The sequence below is a fragment of the Planctobacterium sp. AWM4_229 genome (assembly GCF_056160305.1).
Genome location: NZ_JBSWWX010000001.1, coordinates 242,814 through 269,126, shown reverse-complemented (window position 1 = coordinate 269,126; position 26,313 = coordinate 242,814). Strand labels below are relative to the sequence as shown.

26 protein-coding genes and 1 pseudogene are annotated in these 26,313 nt (G+C 45.4%); 11 read left to right on the top strand and 16 right to left on the bottom strand.

All coding sequences use genetic code 11. The features are described from left to right. Position 1 precedes the first annotated feature (1 nt). Positions 2-334 (top strand): heavy metal-binding domain-containing protein, encoded by a 333-nt coding sequence (locus ACXAGP_RS01185; protein WP_475259022.1) that lies wholly within the window; start codon positions 2-4, stop codon positions 332-334. Positions 335-338: 4 nt separating this feature from the next. On the opposite strand, the gene ACXAGP_RS01180 is transcribed toward ACXAGP_RS01185, so the two are convergent. Further along, positions 339-1,202: a prolyl hydroxylase family protein gene (locus tag ACXAGP_RS01180; RefSeq protein ID WP_475259021.1), complete on the bottom strand. Its 864-nt coding sequence runs from the start codon at positions 1,200-1,202 to the stop codon at positions 339-341. 89 nt (positions 1,203-1,291) lie between these two features. Here ACXAGP_RS01180 and ACXAGP_RS01175 point away from each other — a divergent pair, with 89 nt between their 5' ends. From ACXAGP_RS01175 to ACXAGP_RS01165, 3 genes are all read left to right on the top strand, one after another. After that, the gene (locus ACXAGP_RS01175; protein WP_475259020.1) at positions 1,292-1,816 is read left to right on the top strand and encodes a hypothetical protein; all 525 of its coding nucleotides are present in this window, start codon (positions 1,292-1,294) and stop codon (positions 1,814-1,816) included. A gap of 122 nt (positions 1,817-1,938) precedes the next feature. Continuing rightward, complete coding sequence (locus ACXAGP_RS01170) at positions 1,939-2,481, top strand: hypothetical protein (RefSeq protein ID WP_475259019.1); 543 nt, start codon at positions 1,939-1,941, stop codon at positions 2,479-2,481. A gap of 8 nt (positions 2,482-2,489) precedes the next feature. Continuing rightward, entirely contained in the window at positions 2,490-3,308 is an 819-nt protein-coding gene (locus ACXAGP_RS01165; protein WP_475259018.1) for a DUF2189 domain-containing protein, read from the top strand. 1,084 nt (positions 3,309-4,392) lie between these two features. Here the strand turns inward: ACXAGP_RS01165 and ACXAGP_RS01160 are convergent. From ACXAGP_RS01160 to ACXAGP_RS01110, 11 genes are all read right to left on the bottom strand, one after another. Further along, positions 4,393-4,806 (bottom strand): hypothetical protein, encoded by a 414-nt coding sequence (locus ACXAGP_RS01160; protein WP_475259017.1) that lies wholly within the window; start codon positions 4,804-4,806, stop codon positions 4,393-4,395. 13 nt (positions 4,807-4,819) lie between these two features. Beyond that, positions 4,820-5,713 carry a LysR family transcriptional regulator gene (locus tag ACXAGP_RS01155; protein ID WP_475259016.1) on the bottom strand — a complete coding sequence of 298 codons (894 nt, stop codon included), beginning with the start codon at positions 5,711-5,713 and terminating at the stop codon, positions 4,820-4,822. Positions 5,714-5,801: 88 nt separating this feature from the next. Next, positions 5,802-7,034: a hypothetical protein gene (locus tag ACXAGP_RS01150; protein ID WP_475259015.1), complete on the bottom strand. Its 1,233-nt coding sequence runs from the start codon at positions 7,032-7,034 to the stop codon at positions 5,802-5,804. Positions 7,035-7,126: 92 nt separating this feature from the next. Next, positions 7,127-7,780, bottom strand: coding sequence for a cupredoxin domain-containing protein (locus ACXAGP_RS01145; protein WP_475259014.1), 654 nt, complete (start codon positions 7,778-7,780; stop codon positions 7,127-7,129). A gap of 4 nt (positions 7,781-7,784) precedes the next feature. After that, the gene (locus ACXAGP_RS01140) at positions 7,785-9,434 is read right to left on the bottom strand and encodes a methyl-accepting chemotaxis protein (RefSeq protein WP_475259013.1); all 1,650 of its coding nucleotides are present in this window, start codon (positions 9,432-9,434) and stop codon (positions 7,785-7,787) included. 214 nt (positions 9,435-9,648) lie between these two features. After that, a complete protein-coding gene (locus tag ACXAGP_RS01135) occupies positions 9,649-10,551 on the bottom strand; it encodes a hydroxymethylglutaryl-CoA lyase (RefSeq protein WP_475259012.1) in 903 nt (300 codons plus the stop codon). Then, positions 10,551-12,545, bottom strand: coding sequence for an acetyl-CoA carboxylase biotin carboxylase subunit (locus tag ACXAGP_RS01130; RefSeq protein WP_475259011.1), 1,995 nt, complete (start codon positions 12,543-12,545; stop codon positions 10,551-10,553). Before ACXAGP_RS01130 ends, ACXAGP_RS01135 begins: the two co-directional genes overlap by 1 nt. 2 nt (positions 12,546-12,547) lie before the next feature. Further along, positions 12,548-13,336: an enoyl-CoA hydratase/isomerase family protein gene (locus tag ACXAGP_RS01125; RefSeq protein ID WP_475259010.1), complete on the bottom strand. Its 789-nt coding sequence runs from the start codon at positions 13,334-13,336 to the stop codon at positions 12,548-12,550. A 9-nt stretch (positions 13,337-13,345) separates the two neighbouring features. Next, the gene (locus ACXAGP_RS01120) at positions 13,346-14,968 is read right to left on the bottom strand and encodes a carboxyl transferase domain-containing protein (protein WP_475259009.1); all 1,623 of its coding nucleotides are present in this window, start codon (positions 14,966-14,968) and stop codon (positions 13,346-13,348) included. A 99-nt stretch (positions 14,969-15,067) separates the two neighbouring features. Beyond that, on the bottom strand, positions 15,068-16,237 hold the full coding sequence (locus ACXAGP_RS01115) for an isovaleryl-CoA dehydrogenase (RefSeq protein ID WP_475259008.1): 1,170 nt from the start codon (positions 16,235-16,237) through the stop codon (positions 15,068-15,070). 4 nt (positions 16,238-16,241) lie between these two features. Beyond that, the gene (locus ACXAGP_RS01110; protein ID WP_475259007.1) at positions 16,242-16,631 is read right to left on the bottom strand and encodes a MerR family transcriptional regulator; all 390 of its coding nucleotides are present in this window, start codon (positions 16,629-16,631) and stop codon (positions 16,242-16,244) included. A gap of 208 nt (positions 16,632-16,839) precedes the next feature. Between ACXAGP_RS01110 and ACXAGP_RS01105 the strand changes: the two genes are divergently transcribed. The 3 genes from ACXAGP_RS01105 to vapC all read left to right on the top strand — a co-directional run bounded on the left by ACXAGP_RS01105 (position 16,840) and on the right by vapC (position 19,040). After that, complete coding sequence (locus ACXAGP_RS01105; protein WP_475259006.1) at positions 16,840-18,021, top strand: thiolase family protein; 1,182 nt, start codon at positions 16,840-16,842, stop codon at positions 18,019-18,021. A gap of 381 nt (positions 18,022-18,402) precedes the next feature. Further along, complete coding sequence (gene vapB, locus ACXAGP_RS01100) at positions 18,403-18,633, top strand: type II toxin-antitoxin system VapB family antitoxin (RefSeq protein WP_475259005.1); 231 nt, start codon at positions 18,403-18,405, stop codon at positions 18,631-18,633. Beyond that, a complete protein-coding gene (gene vapC, locus ACXAGP_RS01095; protein ID WP_475259004.1) occupies positions 18,633-19,040 on the top strand; it encodes a type II toxin-antitoxin system tRNA(fMet)-specific endonuclease VapC in 408 nt (135 codons plus the stop codon). Before vapB ends, vapC begins: the two co-directional genes overlap by 1 nt. A 179-nt stretch (positions 19,041-19,219) precedes the next feature. On the opposite strand, the gene ACXAGP_RS01090 is transcribed toward vapC, so the two are convergent. From ACXAGP_RS01090 to ACXAGP_RS01080, 3 genes are all read right to left on the bottom strand, one after another. Then, positions 19,220-22,276 carry a tetratricopeptide repeat-containing hybrid sensor histidine kinase/response regulator gene (locus ACXAGP_RS01090; protein ID WP_475259003.1) on the bottom strand — a complete coding sequence of 1,019 codons (3,057 nt, stop codon included), beginning with the start codon at positions 22,274-22,276 and terminating at the stop codon, positions 19,220-19,222. A 114-nt stretch (positions 22,277-22,390) separates the two neighbouring features. Next, complete coding sequence (locus tag ACXAGP_RS01085) at positions 22,391-22,669, bottom strand: hypothetical protein (RefSeq protein WP_475259002.1); 279 nt, start codon at positions 22,667-22,669, stop codon at positions 22,391-22,393. Positions 22,670-22,752: 83 nt separating this feature from the next. Then, complete coding sequence (locus ACXAGP_RS01080; RefSeq protein WP_475259001.1) at positions 22,753-23,580, bottom strand: SAM-dependent methyltransferase; 828 nt, start codon at positions 23,578-23,580, stop codon at positions 22,753-22,755. 445 nt (positions 23,581-24,025) lie between these two features. Here ACXAGP_RS01080 and ACXAGP_RS01075 point away from each other — a divergent pair, with 445 nt between their 5' ends. The 4 genes and pseudogenes from ACXAGP_RS01075 to ACXAGP_RS01060 form a co-directional block, all read left to right on the top strand. Beyond that, positions 24,026-24,301, top strand: a complete 276-nt coding sequence (locus tag ACXAGP_RS01075; RefSeq protein ID WP_475259000.1) for a hypothetical protein — start codon at positions 24,026-24,028, stop codon at positions 24,299-24,301. A gap of 19 nt (positions 24,302-24,320) precedes the next feature. Further along, positions 24,321-24,599, top strand: a complete 279-nt coding sequence (locus ACXAGP_RS01070) for a hypothetical protein (protein ID WP_475258999.1) — start codon at positions 24,321-24,323, stop codon at positions 24,597-24,599. A 158-nt stretch (positions 24,600-24,757) separates the two neighbouring features. Next, entirely contained in the window at positions 24,758-25,015 is a 258-nt protein-coding gene (locus ACXAGP_RS01065) for a ribbon-helix-helix domain-containing protein (RefSeq protein ID WP_475258998.1), read from the top strand. A gap of 686 nt (positions 25,016-25,701) precedes the next feature. Further along, positions 25,702-25,905: pseudogene (locus tag ACXAGP_RS01060) on the top strand (type II toxin-antitoxin system RelE/ParE family toxin); the annotation flags it as partial. A gap of 107 nt (positions 25,906-26,012) precedes the next feature. On the opposite strand, the gene ACXAGP_RS01055 reads toward ACXAGP_RS01060, so the two are convergent. After that, positions 26,013-26,282, bottom strand: coding sequence for a hypothetical protein (locus tag ACXAGP_RS01055; RefSeq protein WP_475258997.1), 270 nt, complete (start codon positions 26,280-26,282; stop codon positions 26,013-26,015). Positions 26,283-26,313 lie beyond the last annotated feature (31 nt).

Here is a 26,313-nt window from a genome sequence, read left to right as displayed (position 1 = left end):
GATGATAGTAACAACGACACACGAGCTGCAAGGTTACGAAGTTGATCACTACTATGGCATTGTCGTGGGCGAAGCCGTAATGGGGGCCAATTTATTTAAGGATATGTTCGCTGCGGTACGGGATATTGTAGGTGGACGAAGTGGTGCGTACGAGGATGTACTCACTAAAGCGCGCAAGATTGCTTTTTCAGAAATTGAAGCCGAAGCTCGAGCTTGTGGTGCTAACGCGGTAATTGGTATCGATATTGATTATCAAATTGTCGGAGATAAGGGCAGTATGTTGATGGTAAGCATTGCCGGAACTGCTGTTAAAGCTCATAAAGCTAAATCTTAAAGTGTTAATGCGGCTTGGCTCTAAACCAGGCCGTTAAAATATATTTTGTTCCCCTGTTCACTGTTAAACCCTGATGATAGGTTTCGCTATTCACCTCACCATTAACCTGCAGGTTATTCCAGATGCAAGCTGAGCCTGTTGCTGGGTTAATTTGCTGTTTGATATTAGTAAACAGCGTTTCTCCGCCTTCGAAGTCTTCGTTTAAATAAATCAGGCAGGTCCAGGTACGCTGACCTTGGTTCGCTATGCTGTCCTTGTATCCAGGATGCGCTTTGTCAAACCAATCTGCGTGGTTTTGATAAGCTTGACCTGGTTGGTAACTCTGGATTTGCAGCGGTTCGCAAAATCGGGGATCGATACCCAACAGTGCTCCGAAACTTCTTTGCAGTTTTTTTTCAACATCAGCGGCAATATCTCGCACTAACGCTGTTGTTGAACTGCGACCTGAGTCTTTTACTGCGTATTTTTGACCTACCACTTGTGATGGTGAAAAGAAACGGCGCGAGCGAATGATAAGCTGTTCACACAGCTTTGCATCGATCACCTGAGGTACGTGAAAAATCTGCACATCAGACACAGGCAACTGGAACCGTTTATGTTCTGTGGTCAGGCGAATATTGGCCAGAGCAAAAAAGTGGCTGGCCTCATCAAATAAAGCTAATTGCTTGGGACTCAGTGTTTCCGGGAGTTGTTCAATCACAGCTGTATTGGCCACAGGTTGATAGCCATCGAGAAGCAAATCAATCATGGATTGTGCAAAGTCGCGCTTTAGTAAATAGAAATAAAGCTGCTGTTTACTGATACCCTGTTTTAATTGCTGGGCAATCCATTGTTGTAATTTTGCAGTAGCCTGCTGGAAATCTGACATAAAAGGTTACGAAGTAGGTTTTGCTTATTTTTTGCCTTCTTGCTTATATCCTGCTTATATTTTGTTATGTGTCAATGTGAATCGACAATATGGCTTTACCCTTGTTATGGCTAGGTGCCGCTGCCGCAGCAACTTTGGCTGGAATTAAATACAGCAATAAAATTTCTCAGCATCGGGGACATGTCGATGTTTTACCGGGTGAATCGACGCTTTCGGTACAACCTTTAGACGGGGCCGTGGTGTGCTGTGAAGTTTATGGTGTACTGGACCACACCGGTATTTGGTTCGATGATGGTGTCATAGAGCTCAATGGTAATGGTTTGATCCGCAGTATTAGCGCTGAACGCTTTCTAGCGGACCGTTCCGGTGAAGAGATCTTTATCGCCTGTGATACATTTGGTCACCCATTGATTGCAGAGCATACCCACACTCGAGCAGTCAGCCATCTTTATCAATACCGAGATTACGATTTACTGAATAACAATTGCCACCGTTTTGTCTGGCAAGCGGTAAGTGGGATAGATGAGCCTATTAATCGTTTTACTGATCTCAATCAGCACCTTAGCTTATTACATCAATCCCGCCTTTCCTGGCTTAAAATGTCTATCAATTGATTAAAACTTGACCTGCAACAAGTTTTTGCCTGTGTCATTACGTTATAACTGAACCAACTGCTAAACTTAATAGTACAAAAAATGGTCAATCGTGACTTTTTTACTGTTAGGAGGGTGATGTTATGCAACATCAATTTCTGCTGAATAATTTAACGCATTCTGATCAGTTGCAGGCTGGGCTAATGGCCACTGGCATCAAAGAGAATGATATTCATTTTGTTACTGAAACCAATCAAGACTATGCCGGTCACAAAGTTCACGAGGCATCAATCTTTGAAGAGCGGGACATTATTCATAGCGCCGTAAGGTTTGGCATTGTTGGGCTTGGCTTCGGTATAGTCGTAAGTGTGTTATTTTCCGTATTGCAGCCCTGGGGTTGGCAATTTGGCACCATCAACGCCTTGTTTATGATGGCTTTGTGCACGGGGTTTGGAGGATGGATTGGTGGCTTGTCAGGAATAAGTCACCGTAACTATCGACTCAGCAAGTACGAAAATGAGTTGAAAAATGGCAAAGCTATCATGCTTGTATATACTGATGATGAGCATGCTGAAAAAGCGAGACAAATTGTGCAACAGACTGATACCTATTCTCGCTATCTCGGCAAAGATACGACGTTTGATAATCCGTTGAAAAATCAAAAACTAGAAGAATTGGAAGATTAGGAGAATATATGTCGCATAAATTTGAGGAACAACCCCATAACGCGATCACCGATAGTAAGATTGCACGTGTCATCCCTTGTAAAGAACTGGACCTCGGCGATCCTTTGAAGTGGATACGTCTAGGTTTAAGAGACATGTTAAAGGCACCGCATATTACTGCGTTTTTCGGTTTGTTATTTGCGTTAGTTCCATGGCTTATTTATTACCTGGTGGTGCAAACAGGGTGGCATCTGGTGATCTTGCCTGCCTTAGTTTGTTTTATGTTGATAGGCCCGTTTTTAGCGGCAGGCTTATATGATGTTTCCTGGGAACTGGAAAAAAACCATGTTCCCAGTATCTGGCACAGTATCAAGGCTATTACGCGCAATGCCGTAAATGAATGGGCTTTTGGTATTTTGCTAATGGTGCTGATGATCTTCTGGTTACGGGTGGCAGCGTTGATTCACGCTCTTTACCCCCCTTATTTGGAAGAAAATTTTGAGAATCTACTACCGTTCTTGGCTGTAGGAACGGTTGTTGGAGCTGGTTTTACTATATTGGTATTTTTCATCAGCGCCTTTACGCAGCCCATTTTAATGGAGCGAAAAGTTGACCTTGCCACCGCAGTAATGACCAGCATGAACGCCGTTTGGGTGAACAAAAAAGTAATGCTTATTTGGGGCGGATTTATCTTTGCTTGCGTGGCCTTTGGGTTTGTTGTGGGCATTACTCTGGACTACATCCTTGGCTTTGGGAGCTTCTTGTTTACCATGCCGCTAATTGGCTATGCGTCCTGGCATGCATATATTGATACCATCGAAACCAAGCGTGGTAGAAAGTTTGAATAAAACTACCAGCTATTATCAAGGCGGCATTTAGTCGCCTTTTTTGTGCCCGGTATGGGAATATACACCTTGGTATTTTTTTTGAGTTTTGAATCAACAACTCCACTATATAATTATCATTTAGAAAAGGATATTGTCCGGACAGTACCAAAGTTTCAACTTATGATGTTATTTTGCCGGGGCGCCGACCGCGCCTTAAGGAATGCTGCCTGCGGCACTCCTTAAGAATCCTCCGCAGCCCTTGACACGCAAAGCGTAAACTTCGTATTCAGCACAACAATGACCATCAATGACAGCACATCCGTGTGCTGGCATTGATTGAGGTATCTTCCCTGATACCTCTCATCGTTGTGTCATCTGAATACTTAGCTTACTGCGTGTAAAGGGAATGCTGAATAGTACTCCGAACTAAAAATTGTGCAGGATTAAAGAAACTTTTCTTGTGGAGTTAACTCAAGGCCAACTTCCCTAAAAGGTTGACGAGTTGCTCAGTTTCTAATGACCAACAGTCAATAAATTTAGTTGTTTCTCTCATATTTAAACGTTTGATATGGCTCAATTTCTGACGTCGTTGGCTTAATTGTGAAAGCGATGATATCCATTTTTTTCTAACCTTTACTCCGTACTCGACGGAAATGGTTGCGCAGGAAGCGCTATGTAGGTTTAAGGATTAAGCCATCGCATACCATTAATAGGGAGTGTTTATTCGGACAGGAGTGAGTTGTTAGCTTTGGCGCTGCTATCTGAAAAGTCGTTGTGTACAAGGAAAGAACTGGAAAAGCACAAGGAATAAGCTTAACCAGTGAACAAGCAGGAAGCTGGCAAGGGTTCTGACAAAGGAGTGCCAAATTGTATTCTCAAGGATGAGGCAGAACCGCTATTTGGTTATTGTCTGTAAGGAATAAAGATAACGACCAGATAATGCCGGGCAGCCCTACAGGAGTTGCCGTTAACATGGAATAGTCAGTGACAGGGAGTATCGCAATGGGGCAGGAGCATCGGTGCGTAACTGACGAGAGGCGAGGGTTGTTGTGTGTCAGTCTGGGGCTGTCACACAACACTCTTTACTCGCCATCAATTAATCGCTTTATTGAGTATTATTGCTAACAGCTTGATTGAAATAACTATCAACACTGATTTGACTGTCGTTAACCAGTCTTTGATAGCAAATGCCGGCAAAGGCGTAAGAGTGAGTCCCGTACTCTAATAAAAGAAGGGGCGCTTCAGGGTTAGAGTCATCATAACTCCATTCTCCGCCAACGGTTTGCTTGAAAACTTCACCCACGTAAGCACCATAAATGTTGCATAGCGTGAACACGGCCTTGTTTTCAAGTGCCTGGTCGCGGTATTTATTAATCCACTTTAAGATAACTTCATCTACAACGGCAATACTGTCTACGGAACCGTCAAGCTCAAGGCCAAATTCTTCACGGGTGGTGATCACCGCATTTCTGGCACTGTCTAGCATTAGCTCATCAAGTTCTTCGCGTGTCATTGACATATCTCTTTCCAGATTATTGTTCTAATTCTCGTTTGGCTAAGATCATATCCGTTAGCATCTTAGTACCAGGCCCCATTCTATCTGAATGCGGATTAACAAGCGACATGGTAATTGAGCGAAAACTGCTTCCCTGGATATTCAGTTTCACTAATTCACCGCTTGCAAGGTATTTTTCTACATTGTGCACAGGCAACCAACAAAAACCTAGCCCTTGACGCAAGAATTTTATCGCAGTTTCAAATTGACTTACCGTCCAACGTTGTTCTGCCTTTAACCAACCTTGCTTTTCTACTGGGGCTTTAGCGGTATCTTTAATCACGATCTGTAAATGTTGAACCAGTTCGTTGGGATCAATCGGTTGATCCTTATGAGCCAACGGATTGTCTGGGTGGGTGACTGGCACAAACTTTACGTTCAATATCGGCTCACTTAAAACGCCTTTGGGTATTGAAGCCGTCAATGCGATATCTGCCCAGCCCTCATTGATGAGTTCTTCGGTACCAGTAAGCACGGTATCAATGATGTTCAGGCGGCTGCCACGGCAAGACGGATAAAACTCCATCATAATAGGTGTCAGAAATTGATCCGGAAATGCCAGCTCCACAGCAATATTGATCTCCGGCTCCCAAGCCTGGTTGATACTTTTAGCAAGTTCTTCCAGGTCCTCAACATTTTTGCTTAAAAGCCTGGAGCGGCGCAACATGACTTCGCCTGCTTTGGTGAGGTAGGCTTTACGGCCTCGCACTTCAAGCAATTGAACATCCAGTTGGGATTGTAATTTAGCCACGGCATGGTTGAGAGAAGACTGACTTTTATTGAGAACTTTCGCGGCGTGAGCGTAACCCCCATAATCCACGACAGCTTGTAAAATGCGCCATTGCTCGAGAGTCGTTTTTGAGCGATACATGAGAATGTTCGATTTTTGTGATTATCTGAATCTAATACTAGTCATATCATTCTATTTATGTAAAGCAATTTTTGGCACAAGAAGTTATTTAGAATCGATATTGTACAACACCCGTTAACTGAGTTTGGCTCAACCTGGGTTGGGTTGCGTTAAATTGTGCGCGACTGGCTTGCCAGGACTCGCTCAATACCAACTCACTGCCCATTTGCCAGTGAGTGTTGAGGTTATAGCGGTAAGCGGCAGTCAATCCCCAACCGTGGCCATTATTGTCATCTTCAGGAATGAGAGTGTCTTTATCAATAGTATTAAATTTTTCAAAGCGTAGCGCTGCATTGTGCTCTTTATCTCGATAAGCCAGCATGGTGTACCAGCTATTAAAGCCAACCAATACCGCACCGGGGCCCATTGCCGTCTTGCCATGCATCCCTTGCATAATCAAACGCCAGTTTTTATCGAAGCGATATTGCCATGCGAGGGAGTGGAAGATGGTATGCCAGGCATATTGTCCACCTCTGGCCAGCACGGTTTCATCGGCGTTATTGTTAAAGTAGTAGTATTTCAATCGGGATTGTTTTTGATAATCCCAATGTAAGCCCACCTGATAACCCCAGCGGCCGTCTATTTCCCGGTAAGGCTCTACCCAATTAGCTTGAGGCTCCAGAGCCTGTCCGGGCCCAATTGAAGGGTAGTCGGCAAAAAAAACTCGTTCATTAATGATACTTTGTTTGTCGTGCAGGCCCCAACCTCGCCAGGCAAATAAAGTACCGGCGGGATCATTACCTTTATACACAGCGCCAGTCAGAGCAAAGGTGTGGGGACTGCGATTGTGAAAACGACCGGGCCGGGTCACCTTAAATTCGCCACCTATGGTGCGCACTTCCTCTCCAATCCAACTGCTGATGGCTGAGTTGGTATAGGTAAACGGAGAGAGCCAGCCCATTTCCGGGTTTTCAAAGCCCATCTCCGGATAAAACATGCCTGCGCGAAATTGCCATCGGTATTTGCTGGACCAGATGGGTTTGTATTTTAGAAATGCTTGAGTGGGACCTGCGTGTGTCTCTGGCGTATGGGTGAAATTAAGGACGGTATGCCAGGAAACGAAGTCGGTGAGGTCACCAGATAAATTTAAAACCGCTTGGTTTAATTGCAGGCGGCTGTCATTGTCAAAACGAAGAATATTAGTGCCGGCATCGAGAAAACTCGCTTCATTGTCAGCGCTAATAGCATAGCTGGCTTGTAAAAGCCCTCTCACTTTTAGTGCTTCACCATGGCTGATAGCACTGTAAAAAACTAACGGGGATAACAACAAGAGTTTTTTCATTTTTATGTGCCTACGCTCACCAAGGTATCTCAAAGTTATTGATTGTGTGTACTTGTTACAACTTAATGGAACGTTTCGCTTTTCCTTAAAGATCAATAATCATCAAAGTCATCAAAGTCAGAGGCTTCATCATAAGCGGGTAAAAGTGCCGACTTTAAAACGATATCTATCTTGCCATAAGGGGCCTTTACTAAACCTTCTGGTGAAGCTTCTTCCGGGCTGACTCTTGGGTGCCACAGTTGCCAATTAAAGGCTTCATTTTCGGGCACTTCAATTGAAACGTAGCCATTTGCGTCAGATTGTCCAAACCAGGGAGTATCTACAACATAGACATAAGCTTGCATCCAGTCATGAATATTGCAGCCAATATTAATAACACCCGGTGTTGTCATCTCGGGCCCTTGTTCTGTGGCGCCTGCTTCAACAAGTAAGTCGAAATTTTGTAAGCTAGACAGTGAGTAAACCTGGTGCTTAATGGAGTCCTGGTTAGGGAATCGTATTTTGTGGCCTTGTTGCACAGCCACAACATGAGGACTGAATTGTTTGTTGCTTTGCAGCATCTCGGCTGCAGGAGCGGTTGTTGTTGCGGCGGCTTTAATCGCGCCTTCAGACAAGGGGGTAAGGCTTATTATGGCATCCGCAAGCGGTTTATTGTCCTTATCTACGACTGAAAAAGAAATGTTGGCCGCCCAACAATTGCCGGAACTGAGTACTAACAGCACCAGAGAACGTATAAACAGAGGCATGAACTTACTCAACTTTAAATCGATTCAACAAAGTTTGCATATCTCTGGCAAGTGATAACAAGGCAACTACCTCCTTCAGCGTGTCCTGAGAATGCGTATCGGATTCAACTGCCATGGATTTTAAGTTTTCAATATTGCGATTAATTTCTTCAGCGGTTACCGATTGCTCTTCTACTGCACTGGCAACGGTCATGTTCATTCCAGAAATCAAATCAACGGCAGTTGTGATCTCTTGTAAAGCCTGACCGGACAATATGGCTTTTTCATCCAAAATTTTTGAATTATTTAAGGATTCTTCCATTACCGACACGGCTTGAGCACTTTCAATACTGAGCTGTTCGATATTTTCCCGTATTTGCTTAGTCAGCTCTGATGTGCGTTTTGCCAGATTGCGCACTTCTTCTGCTACCACGGCAAATCCGCGCCCTTGTTCACCGGCGCGAGCAGCTTCAATCGCCGCATTAAGCGCTAACAGATTGGTTTGGTCGGCTATTTCACTAATGGTATCTGTAACACTTGAGATGGATTGAGTGCGCACATCCAGTTGTTTCACCACATCAGAAGTATTGGCAATGTTGGAGGTGATTTCGTTGATGGTGGAGACAGATTCGTTAACCACGCTATGGCCTTTGATGGCCAATTGATTCGCTTCTTCCGTTGCTTCGGAAGCATTGGCTGCGTTTTTGGCCACATCGGTCACTGCCAGACTCATCTGACTCATGGAACCTGCGACGCCATCACTGACGTTTTGTTGTTTTGATGTGGCCTCATGTAATTTGTCCATTTTTTCGCCTACAAACTCCATAGAAGCCATAAAACTGTCCATGGCGTTTTTCACCTGCCTGAGGATATCAGCCTGATTACTGGCAAAACGATTAAAGGCGATAGCGGTTTCACCTATTTCATCACAGCGGTCTTCTTCTAATCGCTGGGTGAGATCACCGTCACCGGATGATATTTGCTTGAGTCGGTCAGTGAGCACTTTAAGAGGCTGTGCCAAAAGCTGAATGGCCATTAAGGTCATCAAGGTGCCAAAGATAAATGCGCCTATGGTAACGAATAATATGAGAGAGGCAGAGTAGGTGACATTGGACTCTGCTTGTTGCACCACTTGTTGACTGTCTTGTTCCACAATATCCGAAATCTGATCTATCACGTCATGCATTTCGGCAAACTTTTGTGACGCGTCTTGCAAGCTGATGCGCGACGCTTCCCGGCGTTCTTCCCGGCCATTATTTTCCCTCAGGGTAACCACTCTGAAGGTCAGTGCCTGCCACTCCCGATTTAAACGATCGTAATCCGACATAAGCTGATGAACGCGAGGATCATCAATGGCTTGTTTGAATTGCTGTAACTTCTGCTGGGCTTCTTCTATGTTGAGCTTGTGATAATTCACCAGATTGCGGAATTGTGGCGAGGTGGCATTGACAAAAATCAAGCTTCTCTCCGCGGAAATGGCGCGATACAAATTGGCATCCGCAGCCAGCATCAGATTAGAGGCGGTGAAATATTTATTGGCGATGATATCAACGTCATTGGCCAGTTTTTGCTGGGTCCAGAAAGCCACAATAATCACCAGAGACATGGAAACGAAGAATGATCCGGTTAATAACCAGAGCTTGTTTTTAATAGACAGATTCAAAAACCAGTGCATGCCACCTTTCCTGCAACGTAATCCAATTTTTACTAATCAAACAGGTTCCAACCAGTCGGCTCCTGTTTTTTATTGTTTAAAAGAAAGACTGCGGGCAGAAATAATTTCTGTCAACTAAAAGAAAAAAATTGACCGCTTAAGATGTGCAATGGAGTTGGGATGTGAGCAAAATGAAGGTAGCCAGAGTACTCCTGACTACCTAATAATATCGAGATTACGCTTTAGCCAGCATGGCATTCGCCACTTTGGAGTTATTGGCTCGATTGAGGGCTTTAGTGATCTTGTCACCTGTTTGCACCAGTGACTCAAGGTTGATGCCGGTTTCTATGCCCATGCCGTTTAGCATGTACACCACATCTTCAGTGGCCACATTGCCAGAGGCACCTTTGGCATAAGGGCAACCGCCTAATCCTGCCACCGCAGAGTCAATCACGTTAATGCCCATTTGCAGTGCCATCAAAATATTGCTCAGTGCCTGACCGTAGGTGTCGTGAAAGTGCACCGCCAGCTTATCTGATGCAATATCTTGCATTACTGCCTGCAACATTTGCTCTGTTTTCAGCGGCGTACCGACACCAATGGTATCGCCCAGTGAAATTTCATAGCAGCCCATATCCAGCAGTTTTTTGGACACCATACGAACCGCTTCTGGCGCAATTTCACCCTCGTAAGGGCAGCCCAGTACACAGGATACATAACCGCGTACTTTGATACCTTGCTGTTGCGCTGCAGCCATTACAGGGGCAAAACGCTCAAGGCTCTCAGCTATGGAACAGTTGATGTTTTTCAGGGAAAAAGACTCAGAGGCCGCACCAAAAATGGCTACCTCATCGGCACCTGCGGCTATTGCCCCCTCAAAACCTTTTAAGTTAGGGGTTAATGCCGAATAGGTGACACCAGACTTGCGAGATATTTGCTTAAAAACCTCGGCAGAATCCGCCATTTTGGGTACCCACTTGGGGGATACAAAACTGCCAGTTTCTATGATGTTTAAACCCGCATCGGCCAGGCCATGTACCAGATCAATCTTATCCTGCAACTGGATATCGGATTTTTCATTTTGCAGGCCATCGCGAGGACCTACCTCGACGATGGTTGCACTGTTTGGTAAAGCCATTATTGCGCTACCTCAAAAGCTAATAACTCGGCACCACCGTCAACCAGTTCGCCTTCCTGGAAGAAGAACTCTGTAACCTTGCCTTTGGCAGGTGCTTTAATGGTATGTTCCATTTTCATGGCTTCCATAATTAGTAGCGGCGTATCTGCTTCCACTTCTTCATCTGCGGCAACCATCAGTTTAACCACAGTACCATTCATGGGCGCCGTTAAACCGCCTGCATCGTCTTGCATGTCGTCGATACCCAAATCTGGTGCATCTTCACTGAAATGCAGTGCAGATTGTGCGGTATACAAAGACATATCACTGCCGTGTACCACCAAGGAGGCACGCTGACGATGACCGTTGACATTGGCAATCAAAGCATTGCCTTCCAACGTTCCCGACACGAGCAAGTCTTCGCCATCAATGTTCAGTTCAAACTGCTCCGCATCAACATGGGTTACGGTAACCGAGAAGGTTTCTCCAGCAACGGCTACCGCAACGGTTTGGGTATGATGCTCATTCGCACGCCAGGCATTGCTGTAATGCCAAGGCGAGGATAAGTCAGTGCTATTGGCCTGAGGCTGGCTTTGCTTTTTATTCAGCAGTATTGCCAAAACCATCAGGGGTAAACACTGATTAAAATCGTGCTCGCTGTTAACGAAAATCTTATCCTGATGCTTGTCGATAAAGCCGGTGTCCAGCTCTACATTGCGGAACGCATCAGTACTGGCAAGGTTGTACAAAAATGGCAGGTTAGTGGTCATGCCATTAATGTGATAATCAGCGAGTGCAGTCGTTAAACGATTCAGGGCTTTATTGCGATCTTCATCCCAAACAATCAATTTAGCGATCATCGGGTCGTAATAAACCGACACTGCATCACCCTGGCGCACCCCAGTATCCACGCGAACATGGCGGTTTTCCAACGGCGCTTGTAAGTAGGTGAGTTGTCCGGTAACCGGTAAGAAGTCATTGTCCGGATCTTCGGCGTAAACCCGTGCTTCAAAGGCGTGGCCGTTTACTTTTAATTGCTCTTGAGAAAGTGGTAGCGGCTCACCAGCTGCCACATCTAATTGCCACTGCACCAGATCTTGTCCGGTGATCATCTCAGTGACCGGATGTTCCACCTGCAAACGGGTATTCATTTCCATGAAGTAGAAACTGCCGTCCACATCGTAGAGAAACTCAACCGTACCGGCACCCACATAATTAATGGCTTTTGCGGCTTTGAGTGCTGCTTCACCCATGGCTTTACGGATATCGTCAGATAAACCCGGAGCCGGGGCTTCCTCAATCACTTTTTGATGGCGACGCTGCACTGAACAGTCACGTTCAAACAGATAAACGCCATTGCCGTGCTTATCGCAAAATACCTGGATTTCCACGTGACGGGGTTGAGTCAAGTATTTTTCCACCAACATGGTATCGTCACCAAAGCTGGAAATCGCTTCGCGTTTGGCAGCCGCCAGTGCACCTGCGAATTCGCTTTCAGACCAAACCTGACGCATACCTTTACCACCACCACCGGCAGCAGCTTTTAACAGCACCGGATAACCCATGTCATCAGCGGCTTTTTTGATAATGGCTTCGGATTGATCTTCGCCGTGATAACCGGGCACCAATGGCACGCCAGCTTTTTCCATAATGGATTTTGCGGCGCTTTTGCTACCCATCGCTTCGATTGCGCTGGTAGGCGGGCCGACAAAGGTAATGTTGTTGGCTTCACATAAATCTGCAAATTTCGCGTTTTCAGACAAAAAGCCATAACCGGGATGCACGGCATCCGCACCCACTTCGTTACACACATCAATAATGGTTTGTGCTTTTAAGTAACTGTCTTTGGCAGCAGGACCACCAATGTGCACGGCTTCATCGGCCATCTGCACATGCAGGGCATTGGCGTCAGCATCGGAATAAACCGCAACAGTTGGTATACCCATTTTGCGCGCCGTTTTGATAACGCGACAACAAATCTCACCGCGGTTGGCAATTAATAATTTCTTAAACATGCTTAATCCTTGCGCCAGTTGGGTTTGCGCTTTTCAAGAAAGGCACTCAAGCCTTCCTGACCTTCCTCAGACACTCTGACGGTGGCAATGCGCAGGCAGGTTTTTTCGATGACTTCTTCTTCGCAAGGCTGATTTTCTACATCAAATATCAGTTGCTTTGCGGCGGCAACCGCATGTGGTCCATTGCGTAAAATATTGGTCAGCAAGTCATCTACCGTGCTATCTAATTCTTCTTCGGTCACGGTCTCGCTTACCAGACCCAAGCGACGAGCACGACGGGCAGAAAATACTTCAGCGGTCATAAAATAACGACGGGCAACACGTTCGCCCATGGCGGCAATTACATACGGACTGATAGTGGCTGGAATTAGCCCTAAGCGCACTTCACTTAAGCAGAATTTGCTCAGTTTACTGGCCACCGCCATATCACAGCAGGCTACCAAACCTACAGCGCCACCAAAAGTGGCTCCTTGCACTCGAGCGATAGTCGGTTTTGGCATATAGTTTAAATGCCACAACATATCAGCAAGTTTTTTGGCGTCGGCGACATTCTCATCGAAAGAATAATCCGCCATGCGCTTCATCCAACTGGCATCGGCGCCGGCACAGAAGCTAGGGCCATTGGCTTTTAGCACCATGGCACGAACGGACTTGTCTTCACCGATGCGTTTAAATAGCTTGGTTAGCTCAGCGATGATTTCATCATCAAAGGCGTTATGCTTTTCCGGTCGATTCAGGGTAACGGTGGCGACACCGCGTTCATCAAGATCATATAGTACAGAGTCAGACATATTCACACCTTACATTCTAAAGACGCCGAATTGAGTTTCCTCAACGGGCTTATTCAGGGAGGCTGACAGGCTCAAACCTAATACAAAACGGGTGTCAGCAGGATCGATTACACCGTCGTCCCACAAGCGGGCAGAGGCGTAGTAGGGGTGTCCCTGATGTTCATAATTGTCAATAATGGGCTGCTTAAAGGCTTGCTCTTCGTCTTGCGACCAGCTTTCACCGACACGTTCTTTTTGTTCTTTTTTAACCTGTGCCAGTACACCAGCCGCTTGTTCGCCACCCATTACCGATATGCGGGCATTAGGCCACATAAACAAGAAGCGCGGATCGTAAGCGCGGCCACACATTCCATAGTTACCGGCACCAAAGCTGCCACCGATAAGTACGGTAAATTTAGGCACATTAGCACAGGCCACTGCGGTAACCATTTTGGCGCCGTTTTTAGCGATACCGCCAGACTCATACTGTTTGCCCACCATAAAGCCGGTGATGTTTTGCAAAAATACCAGCGGGATCTTGCGCTGGGCGCACAGTTCAATGAAGTGAGCCCCTTTGAGTGCTGATTCAGAGAATAAGATACCGTTGTTGGCTACGATGCCTACCGGATAGCCGAAGATGCGGGCAAATCCACAAACCAAAGTGGTGCCATAAAGCGCTTTGAATTCATCAAATTCAGAGCCATCCACAATGCGGGCGATGATTTCACGCACATCGTAAGGCTGACGAGAATCTTTCGGGATAATGCCGTAGATTTCTTTGGCGTCGTACAGTGGCTCGCGGGCTTCGCGGATATCGATATTAGGTTGCTTAACCCGGTTTAAACGGGCTACGGAATCCCGCGCGATTTTTAATGCGTGGTGATCATTGTTAGCCAGGTGATCCACTACACCCGAGGTACGGCAATGCACATCACCGCCGCCGAGTTCTTCAGCCGTTACCACTTCACCGGTGGCGGCTTTTACCAGAGGGGGGCCACCTAAAAAGATAGTGCCCTGGTTTTTAACGATAATGGATTCATCTGCCATCGCAGGTACATAAGCACCACCGGCAGTACAAGAGCCCATCACCACGGCGATTTGTGGAATGTTTTTCGCGGACAAATTAGCCTGGTTGTAAAAGATGCGCCCAAAGTGTTCGCGATCCGGGAATACATCGTCCTGACGAGGCAGGTTAGCACCGCCCGAGTCCACCAGATAAATACAAGGCAGATTATTTTGCTCAGCGATAGTTTGCGCCCGTAGGTGCTTTTTCACGGTAAGTGGATAGTAGGTACCACCTTTTACCGTGGCATCGTTGGCGACAATCATGCATTCCTGACCTGACACCCGGCCGATACCGGCAATGACGCCCGCTGCAGGTACGTAATCTTCGTACACTTGCCAGGCGGCAAGTTGTGATATTTCCAAAAACGGTGAACCCGGATCTAACAGGGCGTTAATGCGCTCTCTGGGCAATAACTTACCGCGATCGGTATGGCGCTTATTGGATTTTTCGCCGCCACCTTGTTTGATTTGGGCAATTTTGTCCTGCAAGTCTTTGACTTGAAGCGACATGTGCTCGGCATTTTCAGCAAACGCCGCGCTTTTCACATTAATTTTGCTTTGAATTGGATTACTTGCTTGTGTCGACACAGTTAACTCCGTTAAATCCGCTTCACAAAAAATCGGATTTCTGAGAAATCCGATCCATTAAAAACAAACCGGGCGTTTAAATTTCCCGGTTTGTATACTTTAGACTGATTCTTTGAATAATTCGCGACCAATCAACATACGGCGAATTTCAGAGGTACCTGCACCGATTTCATACAGCTTAGCGTCACGTAATAAACGGCCGGTAGGATATTCGTTGATATAGCCGTTACCACCTAATAACTGGATTGCATCTAATGCCATTTTGGTGGCCAATTCCGCAGAATAAAGAATGGCACCAGCGGCATCTTTACGAGTAGTTTCACCACGGTCACAGGCTTTGGCTACGGTGTAGACATAAGCACGAGCGGCGTTCATTTGGGTGTACATATCGGCGACTTTACCTTGAACCAACTGGAATTCACCGATGGACTGACCAAATTGCTTACGGTCGTGAATGTAAGGCACCACGATATCCATGGCAGCCTGCATAATACCGATAGGACCACCGGAAAGGACCAAACGCTCATAATCCAGGCCGCTCATCAATACGCGTACACCGCCGCCGACTTCGCCCAGGATGTTTTCTTCAGGTACTTCACAATCTTCGAATACCAGCTCACAGGTGTTAGAAGAGCGCATGCCTAGTTTGTCCAGCTTCTGCGCTTGGGAGAAACCAGCAAAGCCTTTTTCTACGATAAAGGCGGTAATGCCTTTAGAGCCGCCATTAACATCGGTTTTTGCGTAAATCACAAAGGTGCTGGCGTCTGGACCATTAGTGATCCACATTTTGTTGCCGTTTAAAATATAGCGATCGCCTTTTTTCTCGGCGCGCAATTTCATGCTGACTACATCAGAACCGGCGTTTGGCTCACTCATCGCCAATGCGCCAATGTGCTCACCGCTAACCAGTTTTGGCAGGTATTTTTCTTTTTGCGCCGCTGTACCGTTTTTGTGAATTTGGTTAACGCACAGGTTACTGTGAGCACCATAGCTCAAACCGATACCGGCAGACGCGCGGCTGATTTCTTCCATGGCAACAACGTGTGCCAGGTAACCCATGTCAACGCCGCCGTATTCTTCGGCTACGGTCATGCCCAGTAAGCCCATCTCACCTAGTTGTGGCCACAATTGATTGGGGAAGGCGTTGTCTTCGTCGGCTTTCTCTGCAAGCGGTGCAATCTCGCCTTGGGCAAACTGGTAAATACCTTCTCTTAAGGCATCAATGTCTTCGCCAAGGTCAAAGTTTAATGTAGGGTAGGGAGTATTCATGGATTTATACACCTTTAGTTAATTCAGCTAATTCTTCTTTACAGCGCAGTTCAACGTCGTTTAATTCATTCATCAGCATTTGAATGTCTTCCATTTGCTGTTTCATGATGGCGCGTTTTTCGTGCGTCATGCGTAACATTTCTTCAAGTTGTATTCGGGAGCTTTGATGAGAGTCGTAAAGCTCGAATAAGGTTTTGGTTTCTGCCAAAGAAAAGCCCAGGCGTTTACCGCGCAGGATTAACTTTAGTCGAACTCTGTCTTTTTTGTTGTAGATTCGACTTTGACCCGCTCTTTCGGGCGCCAGCAGACCTTGCTCCTCATAAAAACGGATGGAGCGGGGCGTAATGTCAAATTCTTTTGACAATTCACCTATTGAATAAGTTTGTTCACTCATAGGTTTACCTTTACGTTCACGTAAGGATTGGGTTAACGTAAAGGTAAAGTAACCCTGACAACTTTTCAACATTCTATTTACAACCGATTTCGACAAAGTTATCGCTTGCGTCCAGAATGTTGTACAAGATGCCAATGGTCCTAAAGTACAGTCGCCAGGATTGTAGGGATGGATCACAATGCCAGCAAAATAAGCAAAGGTAATGAAAATGACTACAGAAAATATCGTTATTGTATCTGCCAAACGCACGCCAATGGGCGCCTTCATGGGCAGTTTATCGCCGTTAACGGGGACAGAATTAGGTGCCGGTGCCATCGCCAGCGTATTAGCCGATAGTCAAGCTGATGCTAATCAGGTAGACGAAGTGATCATGGGCTGTGTATTGCCTGCAGGTTTAGGCCAATCTCCTGCCCGTCAGGCGGCATTAGCGGGTGGTTTACCATTGTCTGCTGGTGTAACCACCATTAATAAAGTCTGTGGTTCTGGTATGAAGGCCGTGATGATGGCGCATGACTTTATCAAAGCGGGCAGTGCTGAAGTGGTCATTGCTGGCGGTATGGAAAGTATGTCTAACGCACCGTATTTATTACCCAAAGCCCGCGGCGGCTATCGTATGGGCCACGGTCAGGTACTGGATCACATGATGTTAGACGGCCTGGAGAATGCCTATGACGGTCAAGCAATGGGTTGTTTTGCCCAAGCGACTGCGGATGCCGAAGGCATTACTCGTGAAGATATGGACGCCTTTGCGTTGTCTTCGTTAGATAAAGCTAAAACGGCCATTGCAGAAGGCTTCTTTAAAGATGAAGTATCTGACGTAGTGATCCAGGGCCGTAAAGGCAATGTGGTCGTGAGTGAAGATGAATCACCCGCTAAAGCCATGCCAGAAAAAATTCCTAACCTGCGTCCGGCATTCAAAAAAGACGGCACAGTGACAGCAGCAAATTCCAGCTCCATCTCTGATGGTGCCGCTGCCTTGATGGTAATGACTGAATCTAAAGCCAAAGAATTGGGCTTACAGCCACTAGCGCGTATCGTAGCGCACGCCACCAACTCCATTGAGCCTGAAAACTTTACCGTAGCTCCGGTTGGCGCTATGCAGAAGTTGATGGACAAAGCCGGTTGGTCGTTAAACGATGTGGATTTATTCGAAATCAACGAAGCCTTCGCTATGGTAACCATGTTAGCGGTACGCCAGTTAGAGCTGGACGAAGCTAAAGTTAACGTCAACGGTGGTGCTTGTGCTCTAGGTCACCCCATTGGTGCCTCTGGTGCTCGAATTTTGGTAACCCTGCTACACGCCCTTAAGCGTTTGGGTAAATCCAAAGGGGTTGCCTCTTTGTGTATTGGCGGTGGTGAGGCCACAGCCATTGCTGTTGAGATGATGTAAGCGCGATTTTGTGTATATCGAATTGAAAAGCGGTGCAAGTGGCATCGCTTTTTTTGTAGGTTCGGCTTTAGCCGGACAACGGCGGTTTATTCAGCTATCTTATGTCGACATAAATGTCGACCTACAATGCTCTTCTGTAGGTTCGCATTTATGCGGACAGCGGTGGTTGATTTAGATATCCTTGTCGACATGGTCTTTTTTTGCTCCCTGCAAAAAAGACATTCACGCCATCCATGGCACTCAAGCAGGACCTACAATGCTCCTCTTTGGGTTCGACTAAAGCTACAGGGATGATGTAAATGCCGTTTATGACTATCCTTTTGACATATCCATGTGTCAGGTATAAATTGAATATACCTAATGTATATCCATGAGGTGGTTATGGTGCAAACCAAGATTTTTAAAAGTAATCAATCCCAGGCGGTGCGCTTGCCAAAAGCGGTTGCCATGCCCGAAGGGGTAAAAGAGGTGGATGTGGTGGCTGTCGGTAATCAACGCATCATTTCACCTGCCGGAACCGCGTGGGATGCCTGGTTTGATGGTGAGTCAGTTTCTGGCGATTTTGCCGAAGCAAGGGAGCAACCTGAATCTCAAGTGAGAGAGAGCTTCTGATGCTCAAGTATATGCTGGATACTGATATCTGCATTTACACCATCAAACGCAAACCAGTGCATTTAAAGCGCCTTTTCAATGCCCATATCGGGCAGCTATGTATCTCTTCCGTTACCTGGGGGGAGCTAATCCAAGGGGCCGAAAAATCTCAACAGGTGGCGCATAATTTGGCCGTAATCGAAGGCTTTGCCGCTCGGCTGGAAATACTGGATTTTGACAGGTCGGCGGCGCAGCACTTTGGTGAAATCCGGGCTAACCTGGAAAAACGAGGCACACCAATTGGTGGTTATGATGTCATGATTGCAGGTCATGCACGAAGTTCAGGTTTGATCCTGGTCACCAACAACGAAGCGGAATTTAATCGTGTAGAAGGATTAAGAGTTCAGAACTGGCTAACAGAAAGTTAAGCTGATGATTCTTTTTCTGGATTTACTTCAGTCATACAACGGTGCAACTTTTTTGTAGGTTCGCATTTATGCGGACAGCTGTTGTTGATTAATACACCATTGTCCAGCTGGTCTTTTTTTCCTCCCTGCAAAAAAGACATTCACGCCATCCATGGCGCTCAAGCAGGACCCTACAACGCTCAATTCGATTCCAAAAACTGTTTAATCGTGCGCAATTCATCGGAGAGTTGCGTGAGTTTTTTCATCAAGATATCCAGTTCGCAGTTTTCGCGAATGGCTTTGCGAATTTGAGTACACAACAGGTGGGCTTTGGGCAGTGCAAGTTGCAAGAGTTGTTTTTGTAGTTGGGTAATGTCTGAGGCCAGTTGTAGCACCTCTTCTTCATTAGTGCTGTTGGCTTGCGGCAGGGTTAATTGTACCTGCTGGCAGAACTTAACCAACGCACTGTGCCAATTCTCCACACTGATATCATGTTTAAAAATACCCAAGGCCGGGTAGGTGCCGGGAACTGCTAGATAACGCTGCATTTTACCCAAGGCTTGATTAATAAAACCACTGACGGCATCACTATTGTTTGCCTTGAGGCAGTTTTCAATCTCATCAAATTCATTACCGATAACCGCAAATCCAAAGTTTGCTGCTGAGCCTTTTATGCTGTGGGCTAACTCTTGTAATGCCTCATAGTTTTCTTCCTGCCAATGCAGTGTGGCTTGTTCTACATCCTTTTGCAGCTGTGCACTGTAACTGGCGATAAGCTGAACCATATCCTCGTCGCTGCCGGGTAAATCGGGAATGTTTTCCGGTTCAGGTGTTTGCGCCAGTTCAGCACAGGTTTGGGCTTGCTGAGTGTCTTCGCTTATTTGTGCTGTACCCTCATCTTGCTCAACAATATGATCTTGTAGATGCTCTTCCAATACCGCAATCAGAGATTCGCGGGGCAAGGGTTTGGGTAAGTGATTGTCAAACCCTTCCTGTAAGTACTGCGCAATTTCGTGTTTCATGTTGTTGGCAGTTAAGGCTATGATGGGCGTATCTGCGTGGATTTTTCGGATTTGTTTTAGCGCTTGCAGGCCATCCATCACTGGCATTTGAATATCCAAAAATATCAGGTCGAAACTGTCTTTTAAGGCGGCATTGCAAGCTAATAAACCGTTTTCTACGTCGGTTACTTCCAGCCCCATACGAGACAGCATTAAGCGGATTAATTCTCTATTATTGGGATGATCTTCTGCCAGCAATACCCTTGCACTGCTGAATTTTGGCATTTTCTGCTTTTCGATTTCTGCGCTTTTAGTGACAACACGGGCTTCTTCTCCCGAGGTGATCCAGCGACAATCCTGTGAGGGTTGTAGTTCTACTGCCACCACAAACTCTGAGCCTTTGCCCGCCTCACTGGTGCAGCTTAACTCACCGCCTAAACCTTGCGCTAAATGACGGGAAATAGATAAGCCCAGGCCAGAGCCGCCAAAGCGGCGGTTGATGGAACCATCGGCCTGCTGAAAGGGTTGGAATAATGTGGCTAGGTTTTCTTTACTGATGCCGATACCGGTATCCCGCACTGCGATGACCAGCTGTTCTTCAGTGGTTTTGACCGATAAGCTGATACTGCCTTTATCGGTAAACTTCAAGGCGTTGTTGGTGAGGTTAAATAGAATTTGTCGCAGGCGAGTAGGGTCAGTAATAATGCTGCTGGGCAAGGGATAGCGAAAATGTAAATCAAAGCTCAGCCCTTTGTCCCGCGCCCGTTTGCCGGTAACCGATTCAATTTGAGCCAATAGTGGAATGAGCGGCGTGGAGATGTGCTCAAATTCTAATTTATTGGCTTCGATTTTGGTGAAATCCAGAATATCGCTGATGACATTGAGTAAATGATTACCGTTCTCCGAAATGATATTAATCACCCGGTGCTCTTCTTTTTCCGGGATATCGCCCTGCAAGATACTGTCGGCATAACCAATAATGGAAGTGAGCGGGGTACGAATTTCATGGCTCATATTGGCCAAAAAGGCTGATTTGGTTTTAGTGGCTTGTTCCGCTTGCAACTTGGCTTTTTCCAGCTCACCAGAAATTTTGGCCAGACGTTGTTTTTCCCGAGATACGGTAAAAATCCAAAAGGCCAACGCCAGAATTGCACAGACTAGCGTGAAGGCGATAAACTGGGTTTGCTGAGAGCGCTCTTTTTCCACGGTTCGCTCTAATTGCAGAATTTTATTTTGTTCTTCCAGTTCAGCAATTTCAGCGGCTTTGGCTTCGCTGTCGAATAACGCCTGCATAACTACAAGCTGAGTAGAATCTTGTTCTGCTCTGTATTTTTTTTCCAATGTCCTTAAATTTGTCAAATAACCAATGGCGGAAGATAATTTGTTCTGCTTTGTACTAATTTGAGCTTTTAGCTCTAGATTTGATAATATTGCTTCTGTCTCGTCTCGCTGTGTAGCTAACTCTGATGCTTTGTTGGCCCAAGTAAATGATTCTTTGAGCTTTCCCAATTGGAGCAAAGCTTTAGCTTTTCCTCTAGTCGAATACTCAAGCGTATAGCTTTGGCCGTGACTTTTTGACAGTGCAATAGATTCTTCAAATGATGCTAGGGCTTCGATATAATTCTTTTTCTTCAAAAAAGCATCTCCTTGGCTATTTCTTACCAAAGCGACTCCTAAAGTATCATTTTCGGTTCTATATAACTCCAAAGACATTTCGAAGAATTCTAGAGCTTGCTCAGTTTGATCCATTAAAAGTAACGTATCACCGATCCCTTTGTTTACACTGCCATCATTTTTAATGTTTTTATATTGGTTGTAATAATCTAATGCTGATTGATAGTGTCCAGCAGCCCTATAAGTATTCGCCATATTGTGGAAGCAATATCCAACATATAATTGATTATTGGCGTCTTGATACTTTTTAGATGCTTTAAGATATTTATTAATTGCACTGGTGTATTCTCCGATTAGTTGGAGAATATTGCCTTGGAGCATTTCCGAACGCGCATGGACCTCAAGAAGACCATGCTGAATTGCTAAACTTTCAGCCTCTCTGGCTGATTGCATAGACTCCTTATACTTACCTAAAAAGGAATAGGCATAGGATTTGGCGTTTAAAACTCTTCCTGCGGATTCAAAACTTTTATTTGAAAGTAGTTCGGAAAGCGAGCTATCTGACATTTCAACAACTAATTCTGGTTTGTTCCTCGCTAATTGTTCTATTCGCGTTGCCAAATCGCTTTGATTGGCAGTCAACTGCTCTGATCCAAATGAAGCCTCTTCTCCTTTAGTATCATGGCAGAACGCAACAATAATAAAAGCAATAGAAAAAATTTTCTTAAGTGAAGAGGCTGTTAAAAACATCAGTATTTAGTGCTTTTTATTTCTACCTAAACGGCCAATGTTGTTTTTATTGTCATCATTGCCAGCATTGTTGTTTAGTCCTTTCCACGAACCTGTCGATTCCGAAAGGTTGGCCATCATAATTTCTTTAGTTGCGTTCTGGTCCGAACTCAGAAGCTCGCTAGTCGCTTCCACGCCAGCCTGTTCCAACAACTCTCTACGCTCACCTTCCGACGCCAAATGAAAAGCATTGGCTTTATTAACATCAGTGGCCAAATCAATATAAAAACGGCTTAAATTATCCATTTCATGTTCCTCTTTTTACTTTTTGGTGGTTTGCTTGCCAACAACACTGTTGGCAAGATAGTAAGCCAGACTGCTTAACAGGCTTAATATTCGATATCTTCGTATTCTTCCCAGTGCTCTATATCCGCTTCGGTTAAGCCTAACCATGCCAGGCGATCTTCAGCGAAAGTTGGCTCACTGCCTGCGGGTACATATAGGGTGCTAATGGTATTCACATCTGCGCTGGCCAGCTCTTCTATGGTCATCCAGTCGATACGCGGCGCAAAACCCGGCAATGTAGGGGCTTCATAAACACACACCTTGTGACCTTGCGGGTAATATTCAGACAATAAGCGACTCAGGGCTGATAAACCCTGTTCACCGGGTTTAAAGTGCTCATTAGTATGTTCGCCAGTTAAGCCCAGTTGCCATAAAATTAACGCAGCGCTGGTATCCGGAACCCGACGGGTAAGCAAAAAGCGGGTGGATTCATACGACTGACAACCGGTTTCTGCCGGATCCAAATCCAGATCGGCAAACAGGCAGGCATCGGCAGCAATGCCCGGCAGCATTTTAATGGGATAACCTTCTTGTTTTAATACACGACTGGCTGTGCGTGTAGAGGTAACAAACACACCAGGGTGACCATAAAATACCGTAACGACTTGCACACCACTGCGCACCAAATCCACAATGTGCATGGCCATCTTTTTGTAGATTTCCGGGCGGGAGATGCCTTCTTCGTTGTAGTACTTGCCCAAATGCTCTGTGGTGGCATTCAGGCTGATGATATGTTGAATGGAGAGTGGGTTAGGGGCTACCAATAACACTTTTTCAGCGTTTTTGATCAGGCTTTCGGTTTCCAGGGTCATGTGTCCTGGATGTAAGCCACACCCTGCGATAGTTAAGCTGCCTTGTTTCTCTGGCATCATTGACTTCCTTATTCCATTGAATTGACTTTCACCAACCTAGAATATGCCACTCTTTGTCATCCTGCAATTTAGTTATGCAAAAATATACGAATAAAAATAACCATGGGGCAGGGTAATCCACAATTTTAATTATTATTGGCTTATGGTGTGCCACCACCACTGCCAAACCTATTCAATACAGGTTCACTCTTTCAATTGAGTCTGACTTGTATTGCGAGTCTTTTGCGGCCTAATGTTAAGTGTAATGTACAGGTTGGTGGTTATTTATACTTGAATAAAAATAAATTACCCGTTAAGTTTGGGTTGATTAACTTCGCATCAGTGTTTTTACTGATACTCTTATGTTTTGGCGGTAGGCCAGAATATTTCAGGTCAGAATGATTTTTTTGATTGTAAGTTTTTTATTAGTAAGTTTTAAATAGTTACAGATTAGTTGGGGGAGACGATGAACAAATTAGCTGCTTTTTTATTAGTGCTGGCAACCGATGCAGCGGTAGCCCAATCGTTCAATAACGGCGACGATGCCGCCAAAGAAGCCATGTTACAGCAAGCAGGCGTTGAGAATGCTACTGAAGTGCTGGCTTTGGGCAACGATGAGCTAAAACAGCTTTTGTCCGATGAGCTGATCGCGCAAACGGGTGCATGGCAGAATTTAGCAATTAATGCAGATAACGATGACCAGAAAAATAATATTGGTCGCTTGGGTTTAAATAATCGCTAATACAGCGCAGGGAGCGTATATGAACAAATTAGCTGCTTTTTTATTAGTGCTGGCAACCGATGCAGCGGTAGCCCAGTCGTTTAACAATGGCGACGATGCTGCCAAAGAAGCGATGTTATTGCAGGCGGGCGTTGAGAACGCTGCTGAAGTCGTAAAAATGAGTGATGACTCTCTCAAAAGAATATTGGCTGAGGATTTAATCGCTAAAACAGGTTCTTGGTACGATATTATCTTAAGCTCAGGTAACGAAGACAATAAAAACAATATTGGAAGAATGGGCATCAAGCGTAAAGCTTAAGCGCCTTCTACCTACATTGTTAAAAAACGCTCCCTTGTAGGAGCGTTTTTTGTTGGTATTTGTGACTCTTAAACTTTCTGCTAGTGAGCCGTTAAAATAGTAAATTTACTTAAACGTGGTATGATTAATTCATACTTAAGTTCAAACCGGTGCGTAAAATGGCGATGGTGAAACGAACCTATTCAATTACAGAAACGTTGGATCAATACGTAAAAGATCGCGTCGGTTCTGGTGAGTTTGCTACTGACAGTGAATATTTAAGGACGCTAATTCGCAGGGATCACGATGAAAATAAGCAAATTGAGAAAATCCGTGTGGCACTTGAGGAAGCGGAAGAAAGTGGCTTATCCAGCACAAACCCAGAGCAGGTTTTGCAAGCGATAAAGGAAAGAGCCAAATTGAATGGCAAATTATAAACTTTCTAATAAAGCAGAAGGTGATTTAAATAATTGTGCAGAAACTCTGCTACATATAACCGTATTTCCACATTCCATGTAGGACAGATGTAAGTTTCAGCGATTCCCATAACTTTTTAACTCTAACGCCACCTGACAGACGCCATCCATGGCTTTTCTGAACCAAATCCCTTTGGTCCACTTACTTTTCCTTTGCTCGCCCAAAGGATAAAGTAAGCAAAAGCAAAGGGCGCCCCGCCTTGCGCTTAACCCATTAAAAAACTGCAAGTTTCCGTCGTCACGATGCGCGTCCATGCTTAGGCGTGACTTGATTTTCCTCCCTGAAAATCACCGGAAACTTGCTTAACGTTTTTCAATGGCGCTCCAGGAGGGGAAATAAGGTGGCTCTTCAAATACTGTTCTAAGCGTTGGTGTCAGCCTCCGTTAGTAAATTTCCGAAGAGCATTTCAAGTTTCTGGTTAAACAATGAGACTTCATAACCTTATGAATTTATCAACAAAAAGATAAATTAATGGGGACAACGTATCGGGGAAACCTGAGATGTAAGTCCTATAACGGCGTAGACTCAGGCACTGTTGTCGCACTCTCGTACGACTTTCTGTAAAAGTGACTCATAATTAGGAGCAGTTATTTAGAGAGAATAATCTTTTGGGGGCGCGCTAAGAGGATTATCAGAATTTGGAGAGCAGCAGGCAGATAAATATTACTTGAAGCTGATTGAGAAGTTAACTGTTATTGCTGAAAATCCTGGACATTACCAATCCATTCAGCACATTAAAAAAGGATATCGACGCTGCCCCTGCGGTGCTGATGTTATTTATTTTAAGGTGCAAGGGGCCTCAGTCCATATCATGCGGATCATAGGTAGGCAGGACTTATCTATTCTTTAGTTCCAACCATTTATGGTTCCCTAACGCTATATACTGCGTTGCCATCAATATGTCTTGGTTGCACTTTCTTCTATGCTATCCACTTGCTATGGATTACATAAAAGCCTCTATGGATTGTACGATGGGTCAACATTTCTGCGACCACGGGTCACCGTTCCATGGCGGTCGGTATGAGTGCCACGACTCACCATAAAACCTGTACTGTTGCGATTTTCGTGATAGTGGAAGTGGTCCACTGAGCCGGATCGGCGGCGAATTTCAATGGAACCTGAGCGGGTTCTTGTTTGACCATGGGCTAAATGGGTATTGGCCCGGCGGTCGCTTGCTGTTTCATAAGTGCGATGATGAGTAATTTGATCGCCTCGACGTCCGTTCATAATGTTTACCTTTTAGTTGTTGGAAATAAAT